Here is a 21,935-nt window from a genome sequence, read left to right as displayed (position 1 = left end):
TGGCTATTTTCTATGGCCTATTTCGCTACTTGTGTCGACCACTCTTCTGCTTGTTTCCGCGCCAAAGGGAAGTCGCCTAATACAGTGTTTCATTTGCGCCTTAATTGCTTTTGGCTGTTTTGGGCTTTTTGCGCTTTCAGTAAATGTGACGCCAGTACTCGGAATATGCCTATCTGTCGCATTACCTGTTGCATTGGTCTTTGTGGCATGGCGCATGTTTTTGGCGCGGAGAAAACAATTTGAGAACTCGTAACTGGTCGCTCGACTCGGCCCCACAACAGCAGGTAGGCGGCTCCGCCGCAAGTGTCGTGGTCCGGTCAGCTTTACGCTAGGCCTTGCCAGAAATGTTTCGCGTCTTCACCCTCCTCACAACTACTGCACTGAGCGCAGCTGTCGCAATGGCCACGCCGGACTTTTCTGATGAAGAACCGGGGCATCCTATCCCCCATTTGGGTGTCGTTGACGTTCACGCCGTTCGCAAGGGCGGTGGCTCGGACCTGAACGTTGTAATAGCAACGCCCCTCCAGGGCGACGAGCATTCGCGGCAAAGGCTCACTAGGAAAATCGAAAACTATCTCCGCGCTATCAACTCAAATGGCTACTCTGCCCAATTTGGGCAGCCAACGCCAAAGAATACGGCTATCGTCGTGCACATTCATCCAAGATCAGATCCCAAAATCTTCAAGTTGCTCGAGAAGCTTCGCTCAAGAGTTGGGGCGGCAAAGGTTGCATTTGAGATCAAACCTCTCGAGGTGAATCAATGACGACTCTCGGATGGATCGCGCGGCCAAGGCAGAAATCTGCGGCTTCGCCGCGTGTGTTGGTGGTTCGGTCATCTTCATGTTTAGGCGTCATATGGGCTCCATGACCCGACTCTACATAAGGTGCGAAAACGAATCGTTCCTTGCGACGATTCGCGCTCGCTATCCGGAAGCGCACATTGAAGCGCCGTCCTTGTTTGCCAGTACCGTCGTTGAACCCGCCGAGCGCTTTACGCCATCAGACGGCGAGCGCAATTCACACGAGCTCAACACCGAGATTATTTATCTGGCATTCTCAAGCGTCACTGACTCGCTTCAGTTCACGCATTCCATGCACGGCAAGACCTTGCGACACATTCAGTACGGGATGTACGTTGAGCAAGGGCTTTGGGAAGAAGTAGCCGGAGGCTCCGAGCCTTGGGAGACGCCAGCGTTCTTCCCTCCAAGTTCAATGGAAGTTCTGGCCGACTGCCGTCCTGACGATCCGGACTACGAACGACTGTCCGAGATCTATGGCCAGCGCCTCATTAGAGCTTCTGAGAGCTACCCGATGATCGATGCTCGCGAGTCTGCTCGCGCGGTCGCGAAACACTATCGCCTCACTGACTGGCTTGACGACTGGAACGGCATTGACCGCGACGAAGCAACCGGCCCGCCGCCAGTTTCGCCCCAAGTGCTGGCAAGCATTGCACCGGTGGTCAAGCCCTGGTGGCGCTTCTGGTGACGGCGCCGAACCGTTGAATCGCAAAGGTTGATGACGATGCCGTCAATTGCGGCGTCCGTGGGCGGAACTCCGCGCCCGAACCGCATCACTATTAACGAAATGCCAAATCACCTGCAACGCCGCTCCACCGGCCTCGACACCCTCCGCGCGCTGGCCATCGCGCTGGTCTTCACCTACCACTACATGGTCTTCGTCAGCCGCGAGCCCACGTTCGGCTGGGTGAGCGTCGTCGGCTGGCTGGGCGTCGACCTGTTCTTCGTTCTCAGCGGCTACCTGATCGGCAACCAGCTCTTCGCCGGCATGGTGCGCGGGGAGCAGTTGTCGCTCAAGAATTTCTATGCGCGCAGGGGTTTGCGCACATGGCCGGCGTTCTGGGTCGTGCTCGCGCTGTACTTCCTCTTTCCCGCGGTCATGGGTGGGAAGCAACCGCCGCCGCTCTGGTCGTTCCTGACGTTCACGCAGAACTTCGGCTTGCAACCGGGCACGGCGTTTTCGCATGCCTGGTCGCTGTGCATCGAGGAGCAGTTCTACTTCGTTCTGCCCTTGTTCGTGCTCATCGCCCTGCGCGTCGGCGGCGGGCGGGCCAGGGCCTGGATGCTTCTCGCGGCGCTGCTCGCCGTGGGCGTCATTTCTCGGGCGGTGTTGTGGTCCGCCTATGGCCGAGAGGAAAGCGGGCAGATCGAGCGCTACTACCCCAACGTGTACTACGCCACGCTGTGCCGCTTCGACGAATTCCTGCCGGGCATTGCCGTGGCGTTGCTCAAGAACTTCCACCCCGGAGCGTGGAGTCGGGTTCAACGGCACGGGCAGTTGCTGCTGCTCGTCGGCCTGGCCGCGTGCGGAGCCATCTTCTATGGCGCCTACAACTTCTACTACATCGACGGCTACGGGTATGGATTCTTCATGTCGGTGTTCGGCTATTCGCTGGCCGCGGTCGCCTTCTCGTTGCTGATCATCGCCGCGCAGAGCCCGGTCTCGCTGCTGGCCAGAGTCCGCATCCCCGGCGCCTACCATCTGGCCCTCTGGTCGTACTCGATCTACCTCACCCACAAGGCCGTGGGCCATGTATTCAATGGCTATGCCCAGGCCCAGTCGCTCTCGCCCACAACGACTGCCGTTGCCGTCACCTTGCTCTCGGTGATGACCGGCGCGGCTCTGTATTGGCTGATCGAAAGCCCATTCATGGCCGTTCGGGACCGCTACTTCCCCAGCACATTCGCCGCCAAACCCCTGCTGCCTGCAACCGCTCGGCCATGAAGAAGACAGAACAGCCCCGGCTCACCCTCTACGGCGCGCAGGCATCGGGATCGATTGCCGTCGAAGCGGCACTGACGCTGCTGAACATGCCTTACACGCTCGTCGAGGGGGCGACCTGGGCCGAAGAAGAGGCCAGGGACCGTGTCGCGCCCGTCAACCCGATGCGGCAGATCCCCACCCTGGTCATGCCGGACGGCGAAGTCATGACCGAGAGCGCCGCGATCCTGATCTACCTCGCCGACATGTACCCCGATGCGCGGCTCGCCCCTTTGCCGCAAGACCCCGCGCGGCGGCAGTTCCTGCGATGGATGCTTTACGTCTCGTCCGCCATCTACTCCCTGCACTGGATCAAGCCGGAAGTTGCGCGCATAGGCGCGCCGGCAAGCGCACGAGAGTCGGTCGTCAACGCCGTGCACGAGCGGATCGCTTTCTGCTGGGCCAATATGGACAGCCAGTTGCAGCCCGGCCGGTACCTGCTGGGCGATCAACTGTCGGTGCTCGACCTGTATGTCACCGTCGTCTCCCGTTTCGGCCCCTGGCGGGATCGCTTCTACGAGGTCGCGCCCCGGATGACACCGGTGGTCCGGCTCGTCGACCAGGAACCTCGTCTCGCAGCGTTCTGGCGCGAGCGCTTTCCGCTCGAGTGAATGCAGAATCGAGCACCATGCAGAACCTGATGTCCACCCACTTTGCCGTGTTCCTCGCCGCCGCCGTCGTCCTGGCCATCACGCCCGGCCCGGGACTTGCCTATGTCGTCGCACGCACCGCGGCGGGAGGCGCCCGCGAAGGCGTCGCCTCCTCGCTCGGCACGGCCTTGGGCGGCATGGGCCACGTCGTTGCGGCAGCGCTCGGCCTGTCGGCGCTCGTCGCGCAGTCCGCGACCGCATTCACCGTCGTCAAGTACGTCGGCGCCTGCTACTTGCTTTATCTCGGCATGCGCATCCTGTTCGCCAGCGAGCCGGCGCCGGCAAGCGTGGCCGTACGCGCCGCTGGCCCGGCCCGTGCGTTCTGGGAAGGCGTGTTGGTCGAATTGCTTAACGTGAAAACCGCCCTGTTCTTTCTGGCGTTCATCCCGCAGTTCGTCGACGCGAATGCCTCACCGGCCTCGCAGTTCATCTTTCTCGGAACGATCTGCGTCGCCCTCAACACCTCCGCCGATCTGCTGGCAGTCGCGGGAGTGTCGCGGCTCTCTCGCAGTTCAGCCGCCAGCGCCGTGAGGGCGAGAATCCTGGCCGCGGGCTCGGGCGTCACCCTGATGCTTCTGGGCGCCTATGTCGCGCTTTCGGGGCGGGACCGCTAGGCCGACAGCTTTCACCAAAAGTTACGACGGGCCGCCCCTCTTCTGCAAGCACTGCGGCATCCGCCCCTTCGGCCGCGGCTACGTCGAGCAGATCGGTGGCGATTACGTCGCCATCATGCTCAGCACGCTGGACGACGCTACGCCCGAAGAGCTGATCGCGGCGCCGGTGCGGGTTGCGAATGGTCGCGACAACGCCTGGTGGGTGGAAGCTGCCGAGACACGGCACCTGTAATGCTGTCCATAGCGCGCTATAGTGATTGCCTGCAGTCACGGAGGCGCGCATGGACAAGAACTTCTGGCAATTGGGCGCATGGCGCGGTGTGCCCGTCGCCTTGCACTGGACGGTGCTGTTCGTGTTCGTCTGGCTGTACTTCTTCTTCCGCGATTTCCTGGCGACGGTCATCGCGTCGTTCGCGTTCTTCGGGCTGCTGGTGGTGCACGAGCTGGGGCACGCCGCGATGCTCCGCTGGAAGAAGATCGAAGTGGAGCGCATCACGTTCTTCGGGCTGCATGGTTCGACGGAATACTCCTGGGCATCCGCCGTCAACGAGATCCTCATCGCCTGGGGCGGCGTCGCGGCGCAACTGGTGCTGCTCCTTGTCGCGATCGCCATCAGCTTTGTGCCGGGCATTTCCAGCACGCCGATCGTCTCGACCATTGCCGTGCCGGTGCTGTTCGTCTTCATCCAGGTCAACATCTTCATGATGGTCGTGGCTTTGCTGCCCATCGGCCCCTTCGACGGCCGCCGCGCCTGGGCCGTGATCCCGCGGACGCGCGACAGGATGCGCCAGCGCCGGAAAGCGGCGAACGCGCGCAAGGTGGATCCTGAGAAGGGTCTCTCGAAGGCGAAACGCCGCGAGCTGGAAGATGCATCGGCGAAGGAAGCGGCTGCACTGCTGGAGAAGCTCTCCCGGAACACGCGAAGCCGCAATGAAGATGCCTGACGACCGCGAATGGCTGTTCGGTTCGTACAAGATATGCGATGGGCACGACACCGAAGGAAACGTCATCCAGATGCGCGAACGTACTCTCTGAACTCTCCACCTGCAGGCTACCCCGATGATCCACCCACTGCGCTGCCGCTGCGGCACCCTGAAGGGCAACGTCAGCCATCCCGAAAAAGTGAGCCGCGGCGTCTGCTACTGCAGGGACTGCCAGGCATTTGCGCACTTCCTGGGCAAGCCCGATGACGTCCTGGACGAAATGGGTGGCACGGACGTTGTTGCAACCCTTCCCAAGTACGTGAGCTTCACCCACGGGCTGGAGCAACTCGCCTGCATGTCCCTCACCGACAAGGGCATGTATCGGTGGTACGCGCGTTGCTGCAACACAGCCATCGGTAACACGGCACGCGACATCAAGTTGTGCCACGTCGGGCTGATCCACACCTGCCTGGAAGATGGGAGAAGAAGCCTGGACGAGCCGTTCGGTCCGGTCCGCCTGCGGGTGAACACGAAGCATGCAAAGGGCAAACCCAAGGCCATGCCGGTGAGCACGGCCAAGGCGGTGCTGCGATTCATGAAGTTGCTGTTGGGCGCACGGCTGGATGGAAGCTACAAAACCAACCCCTTCTTCAAGCCTGGCGGGGAAGGCCCCATCGTGCCGCCGACGGTTCTCGCTCGCGGCGAGCGGGAGCAATTGATGAAGACCGTTTCTTCCTGACACCCTTGAAAGAGAATCACGAATGTTCGGACTAATCGGAAAATTCAACGCCGTCGCCGGCCAGCGCGATGCGCTGATCGCCATCCTGCTGGAAAACGCCGGGCAGATGCCTGGATGCCACAGCTACGTGGTGGCGAAGGACGCCAAGGATGCCGACGCGATCTGGGTCACCGAGGTGTGGGACAGCCAGCAAAGTCACCGAGCATCGCTCTCGCTGCCGTCGGTGCAGCAGGCCATCGCACGCGGCAAGCCGTTGATCGCGAGCTTCGGCGAATTCAACACGACGGAGCCAATGGGAGGCCATGGACTATGACCATCCATCTCGACCACACCATCGTCCCGTCCCACACTCGCGATGAATCCGCAAAGCAGTTGGCCGAGTTGCTGGACGTGCCCTGCGGCCCGGCGCAGGCCGGCCCGTTCTTCGCGGTCTACGTCAACGACGGCCTGACGCTGGACTTCATCCAGACAGATGAGGATTTCCCGATCTACCACTTCGCGTTTCGCGTCACCGAACAGGATTTCGACCGCATCCTCGGCCGCATCCAGATGGCCGGCATCGACTACCGCAGCGACGTGCGCGGCCCGGTGAACATGAAGATCAACACCGACTACGGCGGCCGCATGCTCTACTGGAACGAGCCCGACGGCCACCAGTGGGAAATCCTCACGGCCAGCTACGCCCGCGCGCCGAAGTGACGCTGGAGATCAAGCGCGTCCACGGCCCGGCTTACCCAGCCTTCCCCGACGAAATCCAATTGCTCTGGTACAAAAATCTCGGCACACCATGACACCATCGAAAAAATTCTCTGCCGCCCTCGCGGCCTGCCCCCTCGTCGCCATCCTGCGCGGTCTGACGCCTGCGGATGCACCCGCCATCGGTGAAGCGCTGGTCGACAGCGGCTGGAATCTCATCGAGGTGCCGCTCAACTCGCCGGAACCGCTGGTGAGCATCGCCCTGCTCGCGAAGGCGCATCCCGATGCGCTGGTCGGCGCCGGCACGGTGCTCACCGCGCAGCAAGTGCGCGACGTCCATTCGGCCGGTGGCGAGCTGATCGTGTCCCCCAACTTCAATGCCGATGTGGTGCACGAAGCCGTGCGGCTGGGCATGGTCTGCCTGCCCGGCGTGGGTACCGCGACCGAGGCCTTCGCTGCGCTGGAAGCCGGCGCCAACGGCTTGAAGCTGTTCCCGGCCGAGATGATTCCGCCCGCCGCGGTGAAGGCGCTGCGTGCGGTGCTGCCACCGCAAACACTGCTGCTGCCCGTGGGCGGGGTGACGCCCACGAACATGGCTGTGTATCGCGCGGCCGGTGCCGATGGTTTCGGCATCGGGTCGGCGCTCTACAAGCCGGGCATGCAAGCGGCCGAGGTGCGCAGCAACGCCCAAGACTTTCTGGCCGCCTGGGCGGGTACCATTCCCGCATGAACCCCAGTACTGCACCCGCCTCCCCTATTTCGTTCGGCCTCGCCGGCCGCGTCTGCATCGTCACTGGCGGTGCGCAAGGCATCGGCGCGGCATGCGCGCGGCGCTTTGCGCGCGAGGGCGGCAAGCCCGTGATCGCCGACGTCGACGATGCCCACGGCGAGGCGCTGGCCGCCGAACTGGGCGGGCTCTACGTGCATTGCGACGTGGGCGACAAGGCGCAGGTTGACGCGCTGGTGGCCAAGACCATTCAGGCCCATGGCCGCATCGACGTGCTGGTCAACAATGCGGGCATCTTCAAGGCCGCCGATTTCCTGGACGTGACCGAGGCGGACTTCGACGCGGTGCTGCGCGTCAACCTCAAGGGCGCTTTTCTGATGGGGCAGGCCGTCGCGCGCGAGATGGTGAAGGCGGCGCGCGGCGCCATCGTCAACATGAGCTCGGTCAACGGCGTGCTCACCATTCCCACCATCTCCAGCTACAACGTCAGCAAGGGCGGCATCAACCAGCTCACGCGCGTGATGGCGCTGGCGCTGGCCGACAAGGGCGTGCGTGTGAACGCGGTGGCGCCTGGGACCATCGCGACCGAGCTGGCCGCCAAAGCCGTGCTGACCAGCGAAGAGGCCAAGGCCCGCATCATGAGCCGCACGCCGATGAAGCGGCTGGGCGAGCCGGAGGAGATCGCTGACACGGTGGCCTACCTGGCCAGCGACGCGGCCAGCTACATCACCGGCGAGATCGTGGTGGTGGATGGCGGGCGGATGACGCTCAACTACACCGTGCCGACATGATGGCGCCGGCAGCGGACGGCGTCTTGTCCTACAAGCCGCTCCATCGCCCGGGCTCAGCATAGAGCTTGGCGCCCCGTATGCAACCTGTCGACGACACCCTCCTTGCAGCCCTGATCGGGGCATTGAGCCTCGTGCTGGCCGCGGGCGGGGTCTACCGCTGGATGCGTCACCTGAGCCGCGTGCGCGCCGAACAGGTCAAGCAGCAGGGCTACCGCCTCATATTTGCCCTGCGCGAGTATTCGGCCTGGATCGAATACCAGCGCGACCTGCCCTTCACCGCCCGCAGCCTGGACGAGCTCACCTCACCCGAACCGCTCACCGAAGCCCGCCGCATCAAGCGCGAACACTTCCCCACGCTCGGGCAACACATGGTGCGGCTGCTGCAAGCCCACAGCCGGGTGATCGAATACCTCTGGCAGCAGAACCTGCTGCGGCTGAGCCAGGGCTCAGGTTGGCGCCCCGCCTATGAAGATCCGCAGTACCAGCAACTGCGCGGCGCCCAGGAAGATCTGATCGGCGAGATGATCGACATCTGCCGCGAAGTGATCGGCGATGCGCGCCAGCCTTGGCGCGAAACCGGCAGCGACTTCGCCTTCGGCAACAGCCGCAGCGTCTCGCAGATCGGCCCCGCGAGCGGCGTTTAAGATCCCGCGGCCGGAACCTGCAGGCCCAGCAGGGCTGCCAGTTCCGCCGTCGGCATCGACCCTTCCCGCGAGACGAGCGCGCCGGTCTGTGCATGCAGCCCGACGACCGTTGGAATGGACGCGAAGCCGAACCGGTTCATGAGCGCGGTGTTCTTCTTCACGATCTCACGCTGCGCGTCGAGATCGCCCGTCGCCGAGATGCCGCCCTGTTTGGCGTTCATCGACGCTTCGTGCTCGTCCATCGTGGCCACCGGGTCCTTGGCCGCCAGCAGCGCGGCGCCCTGCGCTTCGCTCGCCTTGTTGAGGATGCCCACGGGCATCCAGACGAACTTTGCCTGCGACTTGAGCGGCTTGGCCGCACGCCACAGCGCGGCGCAGTGCGAGCACTGCGCATCGAAGAACACATAGACCGTGCGCACGCTCATCGGCGAGCCCAGCACGAACCCCTTGCCTTCGGCCTCGATCGCCGCGATGGAGACCGGTACCGCAGCAGCCTTGGCGGGTGTGCCAGAGGAGGGAGCGTCCTTGCAGCCGGCAAGCACCAGGGCTGCGGCCAGGGGGGTGGTGAGGAGGAGGCGTCTTTTCATCCCCCGACGATACCAAAGACAGCCTCAACTCCGCAGGCCGCGTAATTCCGCGCACCGCGCCGCCAGCGCGCGATGGATGTGCAGCTGCCGCCGGCCGAATTCGTCGGCCGGGGCTTCCGCCACCGGCACCAGCGCCAGGCGCTCCAGGCAGTTCGCCCGGTTCAGCTCCGGGCCGATCAGCAAATAGCGCTCCAGCGCGAACAGGCTGCCCGTGCGCGCGCGATAGCGTTCCAGCTCCGGCAGCATGCCCTTCCAGCGCAGCACACCCGGATTGGAAGCAATGGAAGCATCGACGAAAGGCAGCAAGGCGGTGGCTTGCCGCGCGGGTTGCTCCATCTCGGCGATCTGCTGCGCCAGCGAGGCACGCAGGCCCAGGCCGTCCATGGCCCCGAAAGCCTGCAGGATCGGCGAGCCCTCCCCCTGCCACCACGAAAAATCTTGTGTGCGCGCCGAGAAGATCGGTGAGTGCCACAGCGCCCGCTCTGCCAGCGCCAGCCGCTCCCGGACGTCGTTCGCGAGCAAGGCGCGCAGCTTCTCGGCCCGGGCTTGGCTGCCCAGTTGCGCCAGCAGCGCCTGCACTTTGGCCAGCTGCTCGCGCTGCGCCCGGTAGGCCGCGGCGTCGAATGCGACGGCGGTTTCCGTGGCGCTGCCCGCGATCATCGCCTCCACCGTCACGTCCTGCACCAGTTGCGCCAACTGGTGGTTGACAAGCTGGGCGATCCCGGGCTGCACCGAGGCGGGGAACTGCACCAGGCTTTCGGCCGCGAACCGCTTGCGCACTTCGGCCGCCACCAAGGCCTGCTCGAGCCGGCGCGGCTCCCACGTGAGCGGCGGGGGTGCGGTCGCGGGAATGTCGCGGCCCGCCGGTTCGGCCATGAAAGGTTCGCGCAGCAGCGCCGCCAGGCCCTCGCGCAAGGCGATGCGTTGCGGAGACAGCGCAAGGCGCCCGCGAGCTTCGTCCCAGGCCAGCCCGGGTTCTGCCGTGCCCTTGAACGCCTGCGTGAACTGGCCGCGAAACTGCATGAGCATCCCATCCGAGCGCCGCCGGACCTGCTCCACCGCCTCCGGCCCCAGCAGCCGCATGCCGGCCACACGCGTCAGCAGCGCTTCGTGCGCCGAGCCGAGGCTGGGTTTGCCCCGGTTCAACCACGCATAGGTGCCCTGCTCCAGCAACGCCTGCTGCTGGTCGATGGCGGCAACCACCTCGCGCAACCCCTGCACCCTTTCCGCATAGGGCAGCAGGTGCGGTTTGGCGCCGGGCGCGAACAGGCGGGCCGCCCGCTGCGCTATGAACGATTCCGCCGCCAGCAGGTCGTTGCGCTCGAACAAGCGGGTGTCCAGCGCCGCCATGGCCTTGCCCACGCTGCAGCGTGCGGCGTACTGCAGCTGAGCCAGGGTCATCGCGTTCTGGAGGTCGTCACCAGGCGTGCGCGCGTTGCGAAAGAACGCAGCGCCGCGCGAAAGACGGCCCGGCACTTCGGCGCCCAGCGTGTAGTGCACCAGCGCCCGCAGATGCTGCGCATCCGCCGTCGCGGGATCCTGCAGCGCCAGCAGAGCGCGCACCGCCTGGTCGAGCTGCTCCAGCGCGTCCAGGTGCGTTTGCACTGCAATGAGTTCAGGCAGGCCGCGGGCCGAAGAGGCGGCATCCGTGGGCACCGCCGGCTGTGCGCAGTTGCCGCCGGGAAGCAATTGCGCGGTCTTGCTGTCCTGCGGCATGCCCGTGAGCCGGCTGGCGCGGAAGAACAGCTCGCGCCGCATCGTGTCCACCGCGATCTCGCTGAACTCGCGTTCGATGCGCACGGCCAGGCGCTCGCGCAGGTCGTCGAACGGCCGCCACGACCCGGGCAGGAAGAGCATCCAGCGCCCGTCGTCCTGAAGTTTGTCGCTGGCCGCCAGCAGCGACAGCGCCTTGCTTCGGTACCACTCGCGCGGAATCGTCTCGTGGTACTGCGCCATGCGCGTGCGGAACACTGCATCCGCGCGAATCTGCACCAGCAGACGCACCAGTTCGTCGTTCCATGCGCTCAGTTGAACCGCGGCCACGACCAGCCCCACCATCCACGTGCCCAGCAATGCCGCCGCGATGTGGCGCAGCGGCCAGCGCCGCGGTGCCAGCATCGCCAGCCAGTCGCGCGGCACGACAAGCTTCATACCGTCGCCCCAACCACGAGCTTTTCGCTTTCGAGGATTTCGCGCACCGGCCACGAATGCCAGAGCCAGAGCACCTGCGACGCTGCGAGCAGCGCCAAGGCGACGAGCACATACACCCATCGCGCGCGCGGCAGGCGAAGGCGCCGCAAGCGCGCGATCCATTCTTGGCCGCGGCTGGCGCGCAGGGATGGCTGTGTTTCGGGGGCCACGCTCTGTGTTCTCCACGAGTGAGACGACAGCCAAATTATCGAACGGCCGGGCAGCGCGTGGGGCCGCGCCGCGCGGTTTCTTGGTAGCCCTTTGAGGCTCAGCCGTTAGCGCTGATGTGTGCGTCAGTCGAAGATCGCGACCGCGCGTGTCCAGCCCGCCGAGGCTCCGCGGATCTTCACGGGGAAGCAGGCGATGGTGAACCCGTGCCCCGGTAGGGCCTCGAGGTTGTGCAATTTTTCGAGGTGGCAATAGCCGATGTCACGGCCGGCCTTATGGCCTTCCCAGATCAGGCCGGCGTCGCCGGTCTCGGCGTACTTCTTCGCAGTGTAGGCAAAGGGCGCGTCCCAGCTCCAGGCGTCGGTGCCGGTGAGGCGCACGCCGCGCTCCAGCAGGTACATCGTCGCTTCGTAGCCCATGCCGCAGCCAGCGCGGGTGTAGTCGGCGCTGCCGTAGGCGGTGCCGGCGCGCGTGTTCACGACGACGATCTCTAGTGGCTTCAGTTCATGGTCGATCCGCGCGAGTTCGGCTTGCACGTCGGTAGGCTGCACCACATAGCCATCGGGCAGGTGGCGGAAGTCCAGTTTCACGCCGGGCTGCAGGCACCAGTCCAGGTTGACCTCGTCGATGGTCAAAGCGCGTTCGCCCCCATCCATCGTCGATGCGAAGTGGTACGGCGCGTCCAGGTGCGTCCCGTTGTGCGTGTTGAGCTGCACATCTTCCACGGCCCAGGCTTCGCCGTCGGGCAGGTCTTCCTTCTTGATGCCGGGGAAGAACTGCGCGAGATCCGGGTAGCTCATCTGGTGGTTGATGTAGCTGATCTTCGGGCCCAGGCCGGGCGGATCGGATTGCACGTCGTTTTCGAGGTGCATGGAGATGTCGACGATGCGGCGGGTCATGCCTTCTTCTTTCTGGTTGCTGCCGGGGGATGCCATTGCATGACCGCGCCGCGAATGCCGTGCGCGATGAAGGCGACCAGTTGCGGCATCACCGCCGGATCGCTCGGGCGGTTCTCGCCTTGCGACAGGCGATGCACGCGCGAGTCGCTGATGTGGTGCAGCAGCGAGCCCAGCGCGAATTGGTAGCACCAAGCGACCTGGGCGCGCGTCACGCCCTTGAACTCCGCCGCCAGGGTGGTGTGGAAGGCGTCGATGAACGCCTTGGCCATGGGGTCGAAGAACTCGCGGATGATCAGGTCTTCTTCCTCGCTCTGGTGCGTCAGGCCGCGCGTCATCAGCAGCGCGTAGTACTCGCCCTCGGCGCTGGCGCGCAGGCGGATCACCGGCGAGATGAAGGCCTCGACCAGGCGCGTGAGCCGGTCGCCGTCCTTTTGCGCCATGGCCTCCTTCAGCCCGGCCAGTCGCTCGCCGATCATCGTGCTCCAGTGCTCGAAGATCGCACGGTACAGGTCCTGTTTGGCGCCGAAGTAGTAGCCCACCAGGGCGAGCGGCACCTCCGCCTCGTCGGCGATGTTGCGGATCGACACCGCGTGGTAGCCGAACTTGGCGAAGAGCTTTTCCGCCGCCAGCAGGATGTTCTGCCGGCGGTCCGGCTTGGCCGCTACTGCGGGGCGCGCAGCGGCGCGCGGGGCGGTTGCCTTGAGGGTGGTCTTCGGTGTCGTTGCCATCAGGATTCCGCGGTAAAGCCCACTTGTTTGATCAGCCTGCGCCATTCTTCCGCATCGGCCTTGAGCAGGTCGGCCAGCGCGGACGCCGAAGACGATTGAACGTCGAGCGCGTACTGCTTGCCGAATTCCGCGAGATCCGGATGCGCCAGGGCCGGCTGCAGGTAGGCGGCGGCGCGCCGCGCTACGTCCGCACTGGCCTTGCCCGGCAGGAAGAAGCCATACCACTCGCGCACCGTGAGCGGGTGGCCCAGTTCGCGCAACGTCGGCGTTTCGGGCAGGAACGGTGAGCGACCCTTGCCGGAGATCGCGAGCACACGCAGCTTGCCGGTCTTGACGTGCGGCAGGTAGTCACCCGTCGGCCCGCAGAACGAGGAGATCTGGCCACCCAGCAGATCCTGCACGCCGGGCACGGTGCCGCGATACGGGATGTGCTTCAGGTCCACGCCGGTGAACTTGCCCAACAGGATGCCGATCATGTGCGGCATCGAGCCCGCGCCGGGGCTGCCGAAGTTGGCCTTGGCGTCGTTGGCCTTGGCCCAGGCCAGGAAGTCCTTGAGCGTCTTGACCGTGGCGGGAACGCCCGGCCCCACCGCGATGCCGTGGTTGATGTACCCGCCCAGCGACACCGGCGCCACGTCGTCGAGCTTGTACTGCAGCTTGGGATAGGTGTACGGGTAGATCGACAGCATCGACGAGGGCGTGAGCAGCATCGCGCTGCCGTCGGGGTTGGCGTCCTTGACCGTGAGGATGCCGATCTGGCCGGCGGCGCCAGGCTTGTTTTCGACCAGCATGTTGGCCGCGTAGTTGCCGCGCAGCTTGTCAGCGACGCGGCGGGCCAGCACGTCGATGGTGCCGCCGGGCGGGAAGCCCGAGATGATGCGGGCCGTGTCCAACGAGGGCTGAGCGTGAGCGAACGGCGCGAAGGCGCCGGCGGCGAGGTAAGTGAATTGGCGGCGATTGAGCATGCGTTTCTCCTGGCGATGCGTTAATTGTACGTTCGTACAATTACTTGTACACTCGTGCAAACCCTAGGCCACCAGGAGACACCATGTTGAACGAAACCCACGACCCGAAGTTGACAAGCTGGGTGCCCGGCGCCGATCGATCGGGCGGCGACTTCCCTGTCCAGAATTTGCCGTTCGGCGTGTTCCGTACGCGTGGCGCCTATGAGCCCTGGCGCGGCGGTGTGGCGATCGGCGACATGATCGTGGACCTGCGTGCGGCTTGCGGCCTGGGCGTGTTCAACGGGCTGGCAGGGCAAGCAGCTGAAGCGGCCAGCGCGTCGACGCTCAATGGCTTGATGGCGATGGGCCCCACCGCCTGGTCGGCGCTGCGCCTGGCCCTCTCGCGAACGCTGCGCACGGGCGGGACCGAGGCGGACTCGCTTCGCTCCTGCCTCGTCGCGCAAGAGTCGGCCGAGCACGCGGTGCCGGCGCAGATCGGCGACTACACCGACTTCCTCACGTCGGCGCACCACATGCGCAACGCCGGCAAGATCTTCCAGCCCGACGCGCCGGAACTGCCGCATTTCAAGTGGTTGCCGATCGCGTATCACGGCCGCTCGTCTTCGGTGGAGGTGAGCGGCGCGAACTTCCATCGGCCTCTGGGGCAGACGCGCCCGCCGGGCGCCGGCCAACCGGTGTTCGGGCCCAGCAAGCGATTGGACTATGAGATGGAGTTAGGCTTCTTCGTCGGCGCGGGCAATCGGCGCGGCGAGCCCATTGCCATCGACGAGGCGGAGGACCACATCTTCGGCGTGTGCCTGCTCAACGACTGGTCGGCGCGCGACGTGCAGGCCTGGGAGTCGATGCCGCTCGGCCCCTTCCTGGCGAAGAACTTCATGACCAGCGTTTCACCGTGGATCGTGACGATGGAAGCGCTGGCACCCTACCGCTGTGCGCTGCCGCGCGAGGCGAGCGACCCACCCACCCTCGCGCACCTGCAGCCGCGCGACGGGCATGTGCAAGGCGGCCTCGACATCCAGCTCGAAGTCTCGCTGCAAACGCTGTCGTCCGGCACCACCGAAATGCCACTGAGCCGCAGCAGCGCCAGCCACGGCTATTGGTCATTGGCGCAGATGCTCGCTCACCACACCGAGGGCGGCTGCAACCTGCGGCCGGGTGACCTGATCGGCACCGGCACGCAATCGGGGCCTACGCGCGGCGAGGAAGGCTGCCTGCTGGAACTGAGCTGGGGCGGGCGCGAGCCGGTGCGCCTCGCCAATGGCGAGACGCGAACCTTCCTCGAGGACGGCGACACCGTCATCATGCGCGGCTGGTGCGAGCGCGCCGGCCATGCGCGCATCGGTTTTGGCGAATGCCGGGGGACCGTGCTAGGGAGCCTTGCGCGCCGCGAGATCTGAAACACGCGATTGCACCAGGGCCGCGAACTTGCGCGCCACGAGAGAAGGCGAGCCTCCTCGCACAACAAACGAATTCAGAGTGCACGTCATAAGGGGTTGCAGGGGCCAGGCCGCAACACCTTCACGCGACGTGACGGCACTGATGAAATCCGTGACGGTCCAGCCAAGCCCAGCCGACACGAGCTCCTCCGCGAGTTCTGACGTCTGGACTTGCGTGCGGGAAGAAATCTGCAAACCGATCCGATCACAGTACTGTGTGAATGCGATGGCAATGGGGTCGGCGTCGACCAACGCGATCATCGGAGTTCTCGTCATGAACGCACGCAGCCAGGAATCCGCCTCGGCTCCGGCAATCTTCCGCGGCAACATCGCCACGGGCAGCTGAACGTACAGTGGCCCCGTACCAAGAACGCGCGAATCAATTCCCGGATGGCTGATTCCGTAGAAGTCGAAACCCATATCCACACCTCCGCCAAGCAGATCCTCGACGATCTGGCGCTTGTGCAGCACATGGACCTCGCAAACGACATCGGGATGACTGCGGCGGAATTCGGCTATCACCCACGGGAGTAGCCTGTGGCAAATCGCCGGAATTGCTGAAATGCTGAGGCGCCCCTTGTCGCCGCCTCGAAGTTGGCTCGACACGCGAGTGAAGGCCTGCATTTTCTCCAGGAGGGCGGTGCTCGCCTCGAACAGCACCAGTCCTTCCTGCGTTGGGGCCAGGCGTCCGCCGGTGCGCTGGAAAAGCGCGTACCCAAGCGAAGCTTCCGCGCTGGAAATGATTCGGCTCACGGCCGGCTGACTCAGATGTATCAGGCGCCCGGCCGCACTCATGCTGCCCGTCTGCATGACGGCCTGAAATACCTCTACCTGCCGGAGATTCATGGTGCGATCCTGGTTGACCCTGCCGCAGCTGCCTATGCGGCTTTGACATGGAGTGACCTAAAGCCTCATTGGACGAAAGCTGGGCATTGTCGTAGCCTGCCGCGAATGGTAGCGAACCACACGATCCGGAAGCGAAAGGCGAGGCATGTTGCTCGCTGATCTGAAGAGTCCCTGCTCCGACACCGGGTTTCGGGCGAGTCCGCCCCCATCGTCCACGCGGGGAAATCAGACACACTGGTCGCGGTGCCCGTCTTGCATGGAGTTCTTCAACGCGACGGCCAACAACGGTGCGGTAGCTTGGGAGCAAGAAACCCTCTCCGACTGGTCCCGATACGGTGGCACGATTCTCATGTGCTTTCCGTGCTGGGCACCGCTTGCGACGGGCAACCGGGTCACGCTGAGGACGGTACCGGTGGAATGGTCCTCCACTTTGCTGGCAGGACAAGAGGGGATCGTGCAAACGCTCTGCTCGCCCCGTACAGTCCTGGTCCGTTTCGATGACGTATTCGTTGAACTGCGTCGTGAAAGTCTCTACTACGTCATGGGACAGGCCAGGGAGAGTCTGAACAACGCGCGCTCGCGCTAACCCTTCACTGCCCCCGCGGTCAGCCCGGTGATGATCTGCTTCGCGGCCACCAGGGTAAAAATCAAAGGCGGAATCGCGATCAGGCTGCCCAGCGCCATGATCTTGCCCCAGTCCACCCCGATGTCGGTGATGTAGAGCGATGCGGCCACCGGCAAGGTGCGTGTTCCGCGATCGGTCAGCACCAGCGCCAGGATGAACTCGTTCCAGGCGATGCGGAAGGTGAAGATCGACGCTGCGGCAATGCCGGGCTTGATCAACGGCAGCACCACGGTGAAAAAGGTCCGCAGCGGGCCGCACCCGTCGATGGCGGCGGCCTCTTCCAGTTCAATCGGCACTTGCAGGATGAAGCCGTACAACAGCCAGATCGTGAAGGGCAGGTTGACGGCCACGTACAACAGAACCAGCCCCGAGAGACTACCCGCGATGCCCGCCTGGTTCCAGATCATGAACACCGGCACCGCCAGCACCGCCAGGGGCACCGTGCGCAGCAGCAGCGTGGTGTAGGCGAGAGTCTTACGCCCGGCAAAGCGGAAGCGCACCAGCGCATACGCCGACATGGCGCCAAGCACCAGCGTGATGACCGTGGAGACGATGCCCACGACGAGGCTGTTGACCAGGTAACGGTCGAAGTTGTTCTCGCCCAGCACGTCGCGGTAGTTCTCCAGCGTGGGCGTGAACAGGAAGTTCAGCCCGGTGTTGAAGATCTGCGTCTGCAGCTTGAACGAAGTGGCGAACATCACCGCGATCGGCGCGACGCACAACAGCGCGAGAAACGTCAGCGCGCCGTAGTGCAGCGTGACGGCGAACGTGGACCGGTTCATGGCCGCTCCTCTCTCTTCAGGGGGTTGGACAGCTTGAGCGCGAACCACGACAGCAGCGCGACCACCGCCAGCAGCAGCACCGAGATAGCCGCCGCCGATCCCAGCTTCTGGCCGACGAAGGCCGTCTTGTAGATGAACAGCGAGAGGATCTCCGTGGAGTCACCCGGCCCGCCGAACGTGAGGATGTAGATCACCTCGAGCACGCGGAAGGCGTCGATCAGCCGCATCAGCAACGTGATGGCGATGACGTGCATCACCATCGGCAGCTTCACCAGGAAGGTGCTCTGCAGCCAGCTCGCGCCATCGATGCGCGCGGCCTCCAGCACGCCGCTATCCACATTGGCCAGCGCCGCGATCATCATGATGAAGACGAACGGCGTCCACTGCCAGATGTCGGCGACGATGATGGCCGCGAACGCCAGGTTCTCGTTGGCGAGCCAACCCAGCGGCTCCACGCCGACCACGCCGAGAATCGCGTTGAGCAAGCCGAACTGCGCGTCGAACAGGTAGCGCCAGGTCAGGCCCACCGCGATCGGCGCGATCATCATCGGCAGGATGAACAGCGTGCGGTACACCGCCATGCCGCGCAGGTTGCCCTCCAGCGCCAGCGCGAGCGCGATGCCCAACACCATTTCGCTCGCCACCGAGACGAAGGCGAACATCAGCGTGGTCTTCAGCGAGCGCCAGACGGCCTCGTCCTGGAACGCGCGCACGAAGGCTTCCAGCCCCACCCAGCGCGCCTCGGACCAGGGCGTGCCCATGCTCCAGTCGTAAAAGCTCAGTTGCAGGGACGTCAAGACCGGATACAGGCAGGCAGCCGCCATCACGGCGGCCGCCGGGCCCAGAAATACCCATAGAACCCAGGAAGGAGTGCGCATGCTTTCAGGCCTTGATGTAGCCGCCGCGCTTCATGATGTCCGTCACCTTGGGCACCATGCCGTTCAGCGCTTCCTCCGGCGTTTTCTTGCCGGTCAACGCCTCGGAGATCGCGACGCCCAGCGCCTGGATGTTGATCTCGTCCCACTCGGCGATGATCGGCCGCCAGTCCGGATCGGCATCGCGCAGCTGGTCGCGCAGGATGATGTACTCGGGGTACTGGCGAATCAGGTCCACGTCTTGCAACGTGGACATGCGGGTCGGTCCACCACCCAGGCGGCACACCGCCTTGTCCTGCTCCTTCGAAGTGAGCCACTGCATCAGCAGGAAGGCGGCGTCGGCGTTCTTCGCGTTCTTGGGGATGGCCAGGCCCAGGCCGCCGGTTTGCGACGCGTACTTCGAACCCTTGGGATGGCGCGCATAGCTCACCTTGCCGTCGATCTTGGAACGGGCCGGGTCTTTCACAGGCCCAAAGATCACCGTGGCGTCCAGGTACATCGCGGCTTGCCCTTGCAGGAAGGCCGTCATCATCTCGCCCTGGCCGTAGCCGGGGATGCCCACGGGGCCCGTGTCCACGACGTCCTTCAGGAACTTCAGCGCGCGCACGCCGGCTTCGTCATTGAAGCGCGGGCGCCACGCCACGTCAAACACCTTGCCGCCCATGGGGTTCAGGTGCAGCAGCCAGGCGTGTACGCACTGGTGGCCGGCCTGGCCGCGCGATGTGAGCGCGCCGATGCCTTCCTTCTCCTTGATCTGCGGCAGCAGCTTCTGCAGCTCGTAGTACGTTTCCGGGGCTTTTAGCTTGTGCTTCTCGAAGATGTCGCGGCGGTAGGCCAGGATCGAGGTTTCGGCGCCGTACGGCAGGCCGTACAGCTTGGCCGTCGGGCCGGCGAGGTAGCCGCGCCAGCCGCCGACCAGTCCCAGGTTCTCCAGGTAGCCGGGCACGATGTCCTTCATGTCGTAGGCCGGGTCGGCCAGCGCCGCGTTCTTGAAGAAGGGCTCGATCTCGCGGATCAGGTTCTTCTTGACGTACTCGCCTTTCCACATCACCACGTAGCACACCAGGTCGTAGTCGCCCTGCGACTTGGCCATCTCGAGCAACTGCTTGTCCTTCATGCGCGGCACGGCCAGGCGGTCCACTTCCACCTTGATGCCGGTCTGCTTCGTGAACTCGGGCAGCAGCTTGACCATCGCGTCGTAGTGCGGATGCGATGGGATGCTCATCACCAGGGTCTGGCCCTTGTACTTGGCGAAGCGGTCTTGTGCCCAGCTGGATGCGATGGGCAGGCCCGCGCCGAACACCGACAGGGCCGCGGTTTGAAGAAGTTCTCTGCGTTTCATGGTTTGTCTCCTCTTGGTTGGGAATGAACAGTCACAGGCACAAATTGCGCTGCGACTGCGGGTCGAACACGTTGATGCGCGAAGGGTCGGCTTGCAGCTCCACGCGGGTGTGCAGCAGGTCGTGCCGGTCGCCAGGCACCACCGCCGTGATACGGCTTCCAGGCTGGCCGGCAAGCTGGCCCACCAGCACGGTCTCGGTGCCCAGGTACTCGACCACGTCGACCTGCAGCACCAGTTGGCTCGCCCCCTCGGCCAGCCGCAGCGCTTGCGGCCGAACACCGGCGACGTAGTCCTTGCCGATCTTCAGCGTGCCCATGGCGGGCAGCACCGACAGGCTCACGCCCTCCGCCTGCAACACGACGCCGGCGGGACCTTGCGCCGCATGGCACTGGATGAAGTTCATGCCGGGCGATCCGATGAAGCCGGCCACGAACAGGTTGGCCGGGCGGTTGAACACCTCCGACGGCGTGCCCACCTGCTGGATGCGTCCCTTGTCGAAAATCACTATGCGCGAGGCCAGCGTCATGGCCTCGACCTGGTCGTGCGTCACGTACACCGTCGTCTTGCCCAGCCGCTCGTGCAGCACGGCCAGCTCGGTGCGCATGTGGCCGCGCAGCTTGGCGTCCAGATTGGACAGCGGCTCGTCGAACAGGAACAGCTTGGGCTCGCGCACGATGCAGCGGCCAATGGCCACGCGCTGGCGCTGCCCGCCCGACAACTCGCGCGGCTTGCGCGACAGCAGCGGCGTGATGTTGAGGATTCGCGCGGCGTCCTGCACACGCCTGTCGATCTCCGCCTTGGGCTGGCCGGCCAGGCGCAGCGCGAACGACATGTTCTGCGCCACGTCCATGTGCGGGTACAGCGCGTAGTTCTGGAACACCATGGCGATGTCGCGTTGCACCGGCCCGGCGTGCGTCACGTCGCGCCCGCCGATGGAGATGCTGCCTTCGGTCACGCTCTCCAGCCCCGCGATCATGCGCAGCGTGGTCGACTTGCCGCAGCCCGATTCGCCCAGCAGCACCACGAATTCGCCCTGCTCTACCTCCAGGTCCAGCTCCTGCACCACGGCCACATCGCCGAAGCGCTTGACCACGCCGCGCAGCGAAAGGCCGGCGGAAGCGGTTTGATTCATATCGAGTCCTTGTCTCTTGTTGTCGTTCTCTTCACCGGATGCGCGGCGATACGCCGCACGCCCCATCCAATCGCCGGCCGCCGGTTGCCCGGATGCTCCAGCGCCGGCCCCCAGATCGCCTGGTAGGTGTCGACGCAGCGGCCCCGCAGCTGCAAGACCGCGAATGCGCCGATCCACACCACCCACCACAGGCCAATGCCCAGCCACATCCAGCGCGGCGCGTCCGCCACCCACAGGCCCAGCGTGATGGCCACCGCCGCCGCCAGCAGCGCCGTATAGCCGAGCCCCTTGTGCAGCCGCTCGAACACGCAACGCCACCGCGTCATGTCGTAGTGGTCTCCGCGCAATTGCGCATCGGTCGGCCCGCCCTTGCTGCCGCGCGCGAGACCGCCCATCACCTGCAGCCATCCCAGTGCCAGCAGCGTCCAGCCCAGCGCGGCGTGCCACTGCGCCGCCGCGGTGGCGCCTCGGCCCTGCCCCCACGCCAGCCACGCGCCCGCCGTCATCAGCAGCACCCCACCCCACTGCAAGCCGCGATGCGCGTGCCACCACAGCTTGTTGTCCAGTTCCCGCGGCCAGTCCTGCCGCGGCGTCACCTTGAAAAACCGCGCCACCAGCACGCCGAGCGGCAGCGCGACGCCCCAGGCCAGCACCATGAGCCGGCCATGCCAGGAAGCCCAGAGAGCAATTTCGTGCACGGCCCGGCCGCTCACGGGCGTGAGCAGCCAAGCCGACCATTCGCCAGCCATGAACACGCCTTTCAAAGAATTCGCGGGGGAAGCGCCGCAGGCGCCTCGG

Annotated in this window: 27 protein-coding genes; 15 read left to right on the top strand and 12 right to left on the bottom strand. The window is 65.0% G+C overall.

Annotated elements, in window-relative coordinates; translation table 11 throughout:
• Positions 1-344: 344 nt before the first annotated feature.
• From EEB15_RS22235 to EEB15_RS22175, 13 genes are all read left to right on the top strand, one after another.
• On the top strand, positions 345-764 hold the full coding sequence (locus EEB15_RS22235) for a hypothetical protein (RefSeq protein WP_158290194.1): 420 nt from the start codon (positions 345-347) through the stop codon (positions 762-764).
• 10 nt (positions 765-774) lie between these two features.
• The gene (locus EEB15_RS22230) at positions 775-1,485 is read left to right on the top strand and encodes a hypothetical protein (protein WP_141512134.1); all 711 of its coding nucleotides are present in this window, start codon (positions 775-777) and stop codon (positions 1,483-1,485) included.
• A 99-nt stretch (positions 1,486-1,584) separates the two neighbouring features.
• Entirely contained in the window at positions 1,585-2,742 is a 1,158-nt protein-coding gene (locus tag EEB15_RS22225; RefSeq protein WP_141512133.1) for an acyltransferase, read from the top strand.
• Positions 2,739-3,389, top strand: a complete 651-nt coding sequence (locus EEB15_RS22220) for a glutathione S-transferase family protein (protein ID WP_141512132.1) — start codon at positions 2,739-2,741, stop codon at positions 3,387-3,389. Before EEB15_RS22225 ends, EEB15_RS22220 begins: the two co-directional genes overlap by 4 nt.
• Positions 3,390-3,406: 17 nt before the next feature.
• Entirely contained in the window at positions 3,407-4,042 is a 636-nt protein-coding gene (locus tag EEB15_RS22215) for a LysE family translocator (protein ID WP_233259578.1), read from the top strand.
• Positions 4,014-4,274: a hypothetical protein gene (locus EEB15_RS22210; protein ID WP_141512131.1), complete on the top strand. Its 261-nt coding sequence runs from the start codon at positions 4,014-4,016 to the stop codon at positions 4,272-4,274. Before EEB15_RS22215 ends, EEB15_RS22210 begins: the two co-directional genes overlap by 29 nt.
• A 49-nt stretch (positions 4,275-4,323) precedes the next feature.
• Positions 4,324-4,986: a hypothetical protein gene (locus EEB15_RS22205; protein WP_141512130.1), complete on the top strand. Its 663-nt coding sequence runs from the start codon at positions 4,324-4,326 to the stop codon at positions 4,984-4,986.
• A 115-nt stretch (positions 4,987-5,101) separates the two neighbouring features.
• Positions 5,102-5,704 (top strand): DUF6151 family protein, encoded by a 603-nt coding sequence (locus EEB15_RS22200; protein ID WP_141512129.1) that lies wholly within the window; start codon positions 5,102-5,104, stop codon positions 5,702-5,704.
• A 22-nt stretch (positions 5,705-5,726) separates the two neighbouring features.
• Positions 5,727-6,017, top strand: coding sequence for a putative quinol monooxygenase (locus EEB15_RS22195; RefSeq protein WP_141512128.1), 291 nt, complete (start codon positions 5,727-5,729; stop codon positions 6,015-6,017).
• A complete protein-coding gene (locus EEB15_RS22190; protein WP_141512127.1) occupies positions 6,014-6,403 on the top strand; it encodes a VOC family protein in 390 nt (129 codons plus the stop codon). Before EEB15_RS22195 ends, EEB15_RS22190 begins: the two co-directional genes overlap by 4 nt.
• An 88-nt stretch (positions 6,404-6,491) precedes the next feature.
• Positions 6,492-7,130, top strand: coding sequence for a 2-dehydro-3-deoxy-6-phosphogalactonate aldolase (locus EEB15_RS22185; protein ID WP_141512126.1), 639 nt, complete (start codon positions 6,492-6,494; stop codon positions 7,128-7,130).
• The gene (locus EEB15_RS22180) at positions 7,127-7,918 is read left to right on the top strand and encodes an SDR family NAD(P)-dependent oxidoreductase (protein WP_141512125.1); all 792 of its coding nucleotides are present in this window, start codon (positions 7,127-7,129) and stop codon (positions 7,916-7,918) included. Before EEB15_RS22185 ends, EEB15_RS22180 begins: the two co-directional genes overlap by 4 nt.
• Positions 7,919-7,995: 77 nt before the next feature.
• Positions 7,996-8,562 (top strand): hypothetical protein, encoded by a 567-nt coding sequence (locus EEB15_RS22175; protein WP_141512124.1) that lies wholly within the window; start codon positions 7,996-7,998, stop codon positions 8,560-8,562.
• Here the strand turns inward: EEB15_RS22175 and EEB15_RS22170 are convergent.
• From EEB15_RS22170 to EEB15_RS22145, 6 genes are all read right to left on the bottom strand, one after another.
• The gene (locus EEB15_RS22170; RefSeq protein ID WP_141512123.1) at positions 8,559-9,149 is read right to left on the bottom strand and encodes a thioredoxin fold domain-containing protein; all 591 of its coding nucleotides are present in this window, start codon (positions 9,147-9,149) and stop codon (positions 8,559-8,561) included. The genes EEB15_RS22175 and EEB15_RS22170 overlap by 4 nt on opposite strands.
• 24 nt (positions 9,150-9,173) lie before the next feature.
• Complete coding sequence (locus tag EEB15_RS22165; RefSeq protein ID WP_141512122.1) at positions 9,174-11,300, bottom strand: hypothetical protein; 2,127 nt, start codon at positions 11,298-11,300, stop codon at positions 9,174-9,176.
• A complete protein-coding gene (locus tag EEB15_RS22160; RefSeq protein WP_141512121.1) occupies positions 11,297-11,509 on the bottom strand; it encodes a hypothetical protein in 213 nt (70 codons plus the stop codon). Before EEB15_RS22160 ends, EEB15_RS22165 begins: the two co-directional genes overlap by 4 nt.
• A 123-nt stretch (positions 11,510-11,632) precedes the next feature.
• Complete coding sequence (locus EEB15_RS22155; RefSeq protein ID WP_141512120.1) at positions 11,633-12,406, bottom strand: cyclase family protein; 774 nt, start codon at positions 12,404-12,406, stop codon at positions 11,633-11,635.
• Positions 12,403-13,134 carry a TetR/AcrR family transcriptional regulator gene (locus tag EEB15_RS22150; RefSeq protein WP_141512119.1) on the bottom strand — a complete coding sequence of 244 codons (732 nt, stop codon included), beginning with the start codon at positions 13,132-13,134 and terminating at the stop codon, positions 12,403-12,405. The genes EEB15_RS22155 and EEB15_RS22150 overlap by 4 nt, the downstream gene beginning before the upstream one ends.
• On the bottom strand, positions 13,134-14,099 hold the full coding sequence (locus EEB15_RS22145) for a tripartite tricarboxylate transporter substrate-binding protein (protein WP_141512118.1): 966 nt from the start codon (positions 14,097-14,099) through the stop codon (positions 13,134-13,136). The genes EEB15_RS22150 and EEB15_RS22145 overlap by 1 nt, the downstream gene beginning before the upstream one ends.
• Positions 14,100-14,182: 83 nt before the next feature.
• Between EEB15_RS22145 and fahA the strand changes: the two genes are divergently transcribed.
• Positions 14,183-15,496, top strand: a complete 1,314-nt coding sequence (gene fahA, locus EEB15_RS22140; protein ID WP_141512117.1) for a fumarylacetoacetase — start codon at positions 14,183-14,185, stop codon at positions 15,494-15,496.
• Here fahA and EEB15_RS22135 read toward each other — a convergent pair.
• On the bottom strand, positions 15,467-16,381 hold the full coding sequence (locus EEB15_RS22135; protein ID WP_141512116.1) for a LysR family transcriptional regulator: 915 nt from the start codon (positions 16,379-16,381) through the stop codon (positions 15,467-15,469). The genes fahA and EEB15_RS22135 overlap by 30 nt on opposite strands.
• A gap of 256 nt (positions 16,382-16,637) precedes the next feature.
• On the opposite strand from EEB15_RS22135, the gene EEB15_RS22130 reads away from it, so the two are divergent.
• Entirely contained in the window at positions 16,638-16,967 is a 330-nt protein-coding gene (locus tag EEB15_RS22130; protein ID WP_141512115.1) for a hypothetical protein, read from the top strand.
• Here the strand turns inward: EEB15_RS22130 and EEB15_RS22125 are convergent.
• From EEB15_RS22125 to EEB15_RS22105, 5 genes are read right to left on the bottom strand one after another with little or no spacing between them, the layout of a single operon-like run.
• A complete protein-coding gene (locus tag EEB15_RS22125) occupies positions 16,964-17,788 on the bottom strand; it encodes a carbohydrate ABC transporter permease (RefSeq protein ID WP_141512114.1) in 825 nt (274 codons plus the stop codon). The two genes, EEB15_RS22130 and EEB15_RS22125, sit on opposite strands and share 4 nt — an antisense overlap.
• Positions 17,785-18,666, bottom strand: coding sequence for a carbohydrate ABC transporter permease (locus tag EEB15_RS22120; protein WP_141512113.1), 882 nt, complete (start codon positions 18,664-18,666; stop codon positions 17,785-17,787). The genes EEB15_RS22125 and EEB15_RS22120 overlap by 4 nt, the downstream gene beginning before the upstream one ends.
• Before the next feature lie 4 nt (positions 18,667-18,670).
• On the bottom strand, positions 18,671-20,005 hold the full coding sequence (locus EEB15_RS22115; RefSeq protein ID WP_141512112.1) for an ABC transporter substrate-binding protein: 1,335 nt from the start codon (positions 20,003-20,005) through the stop codon (positions 18,671-18,673).
• Positions 20,006-20,036: 31 nt separating this feature from the next.
• Complete coding sequence (locus EEB15_RS22110; RefSeq protein ID WP_141512111.1) at positions 20,037-21,137, bottom strand: ABC transporter ATP-binding protein; 1,101 nt, start codon at positions 21,135-21,137, stop codon at positions 20,037-20,039.
• The gene (locus EEB15_RS22105; RefSeq protein WP_233259577.1) at positions 21,134-21,886 is read right to left on the bottom strand and encodes a cytochrome b561 domain-containing protein; all 753 of its coding nucleotides are present in this window, start codon (positions 21,884-21,886) and stop codon (positions 21,134-21,136) included. The genes EEB15_RS22110 and EEB15_RS22105 overlap by 4 nt, the downstream gene beginning before the upstream one ends.
• Positions 21,887-21,935 lie beyond the last annotated feature (49 nt).

This window comes from Ramlibacter sp. WS9, assembly GCF_003797765.1.
Lineage (GTDB): Bacteria > Pseudomonadota > Gammaproteobacteria > Burkholderiales > Burkholderiaceae_C > Ramlibacter.
Note: the sequence above shows the minus strand (reverse complement) of the source record. Positions and strands in the feature narration are given on the sequence as shown.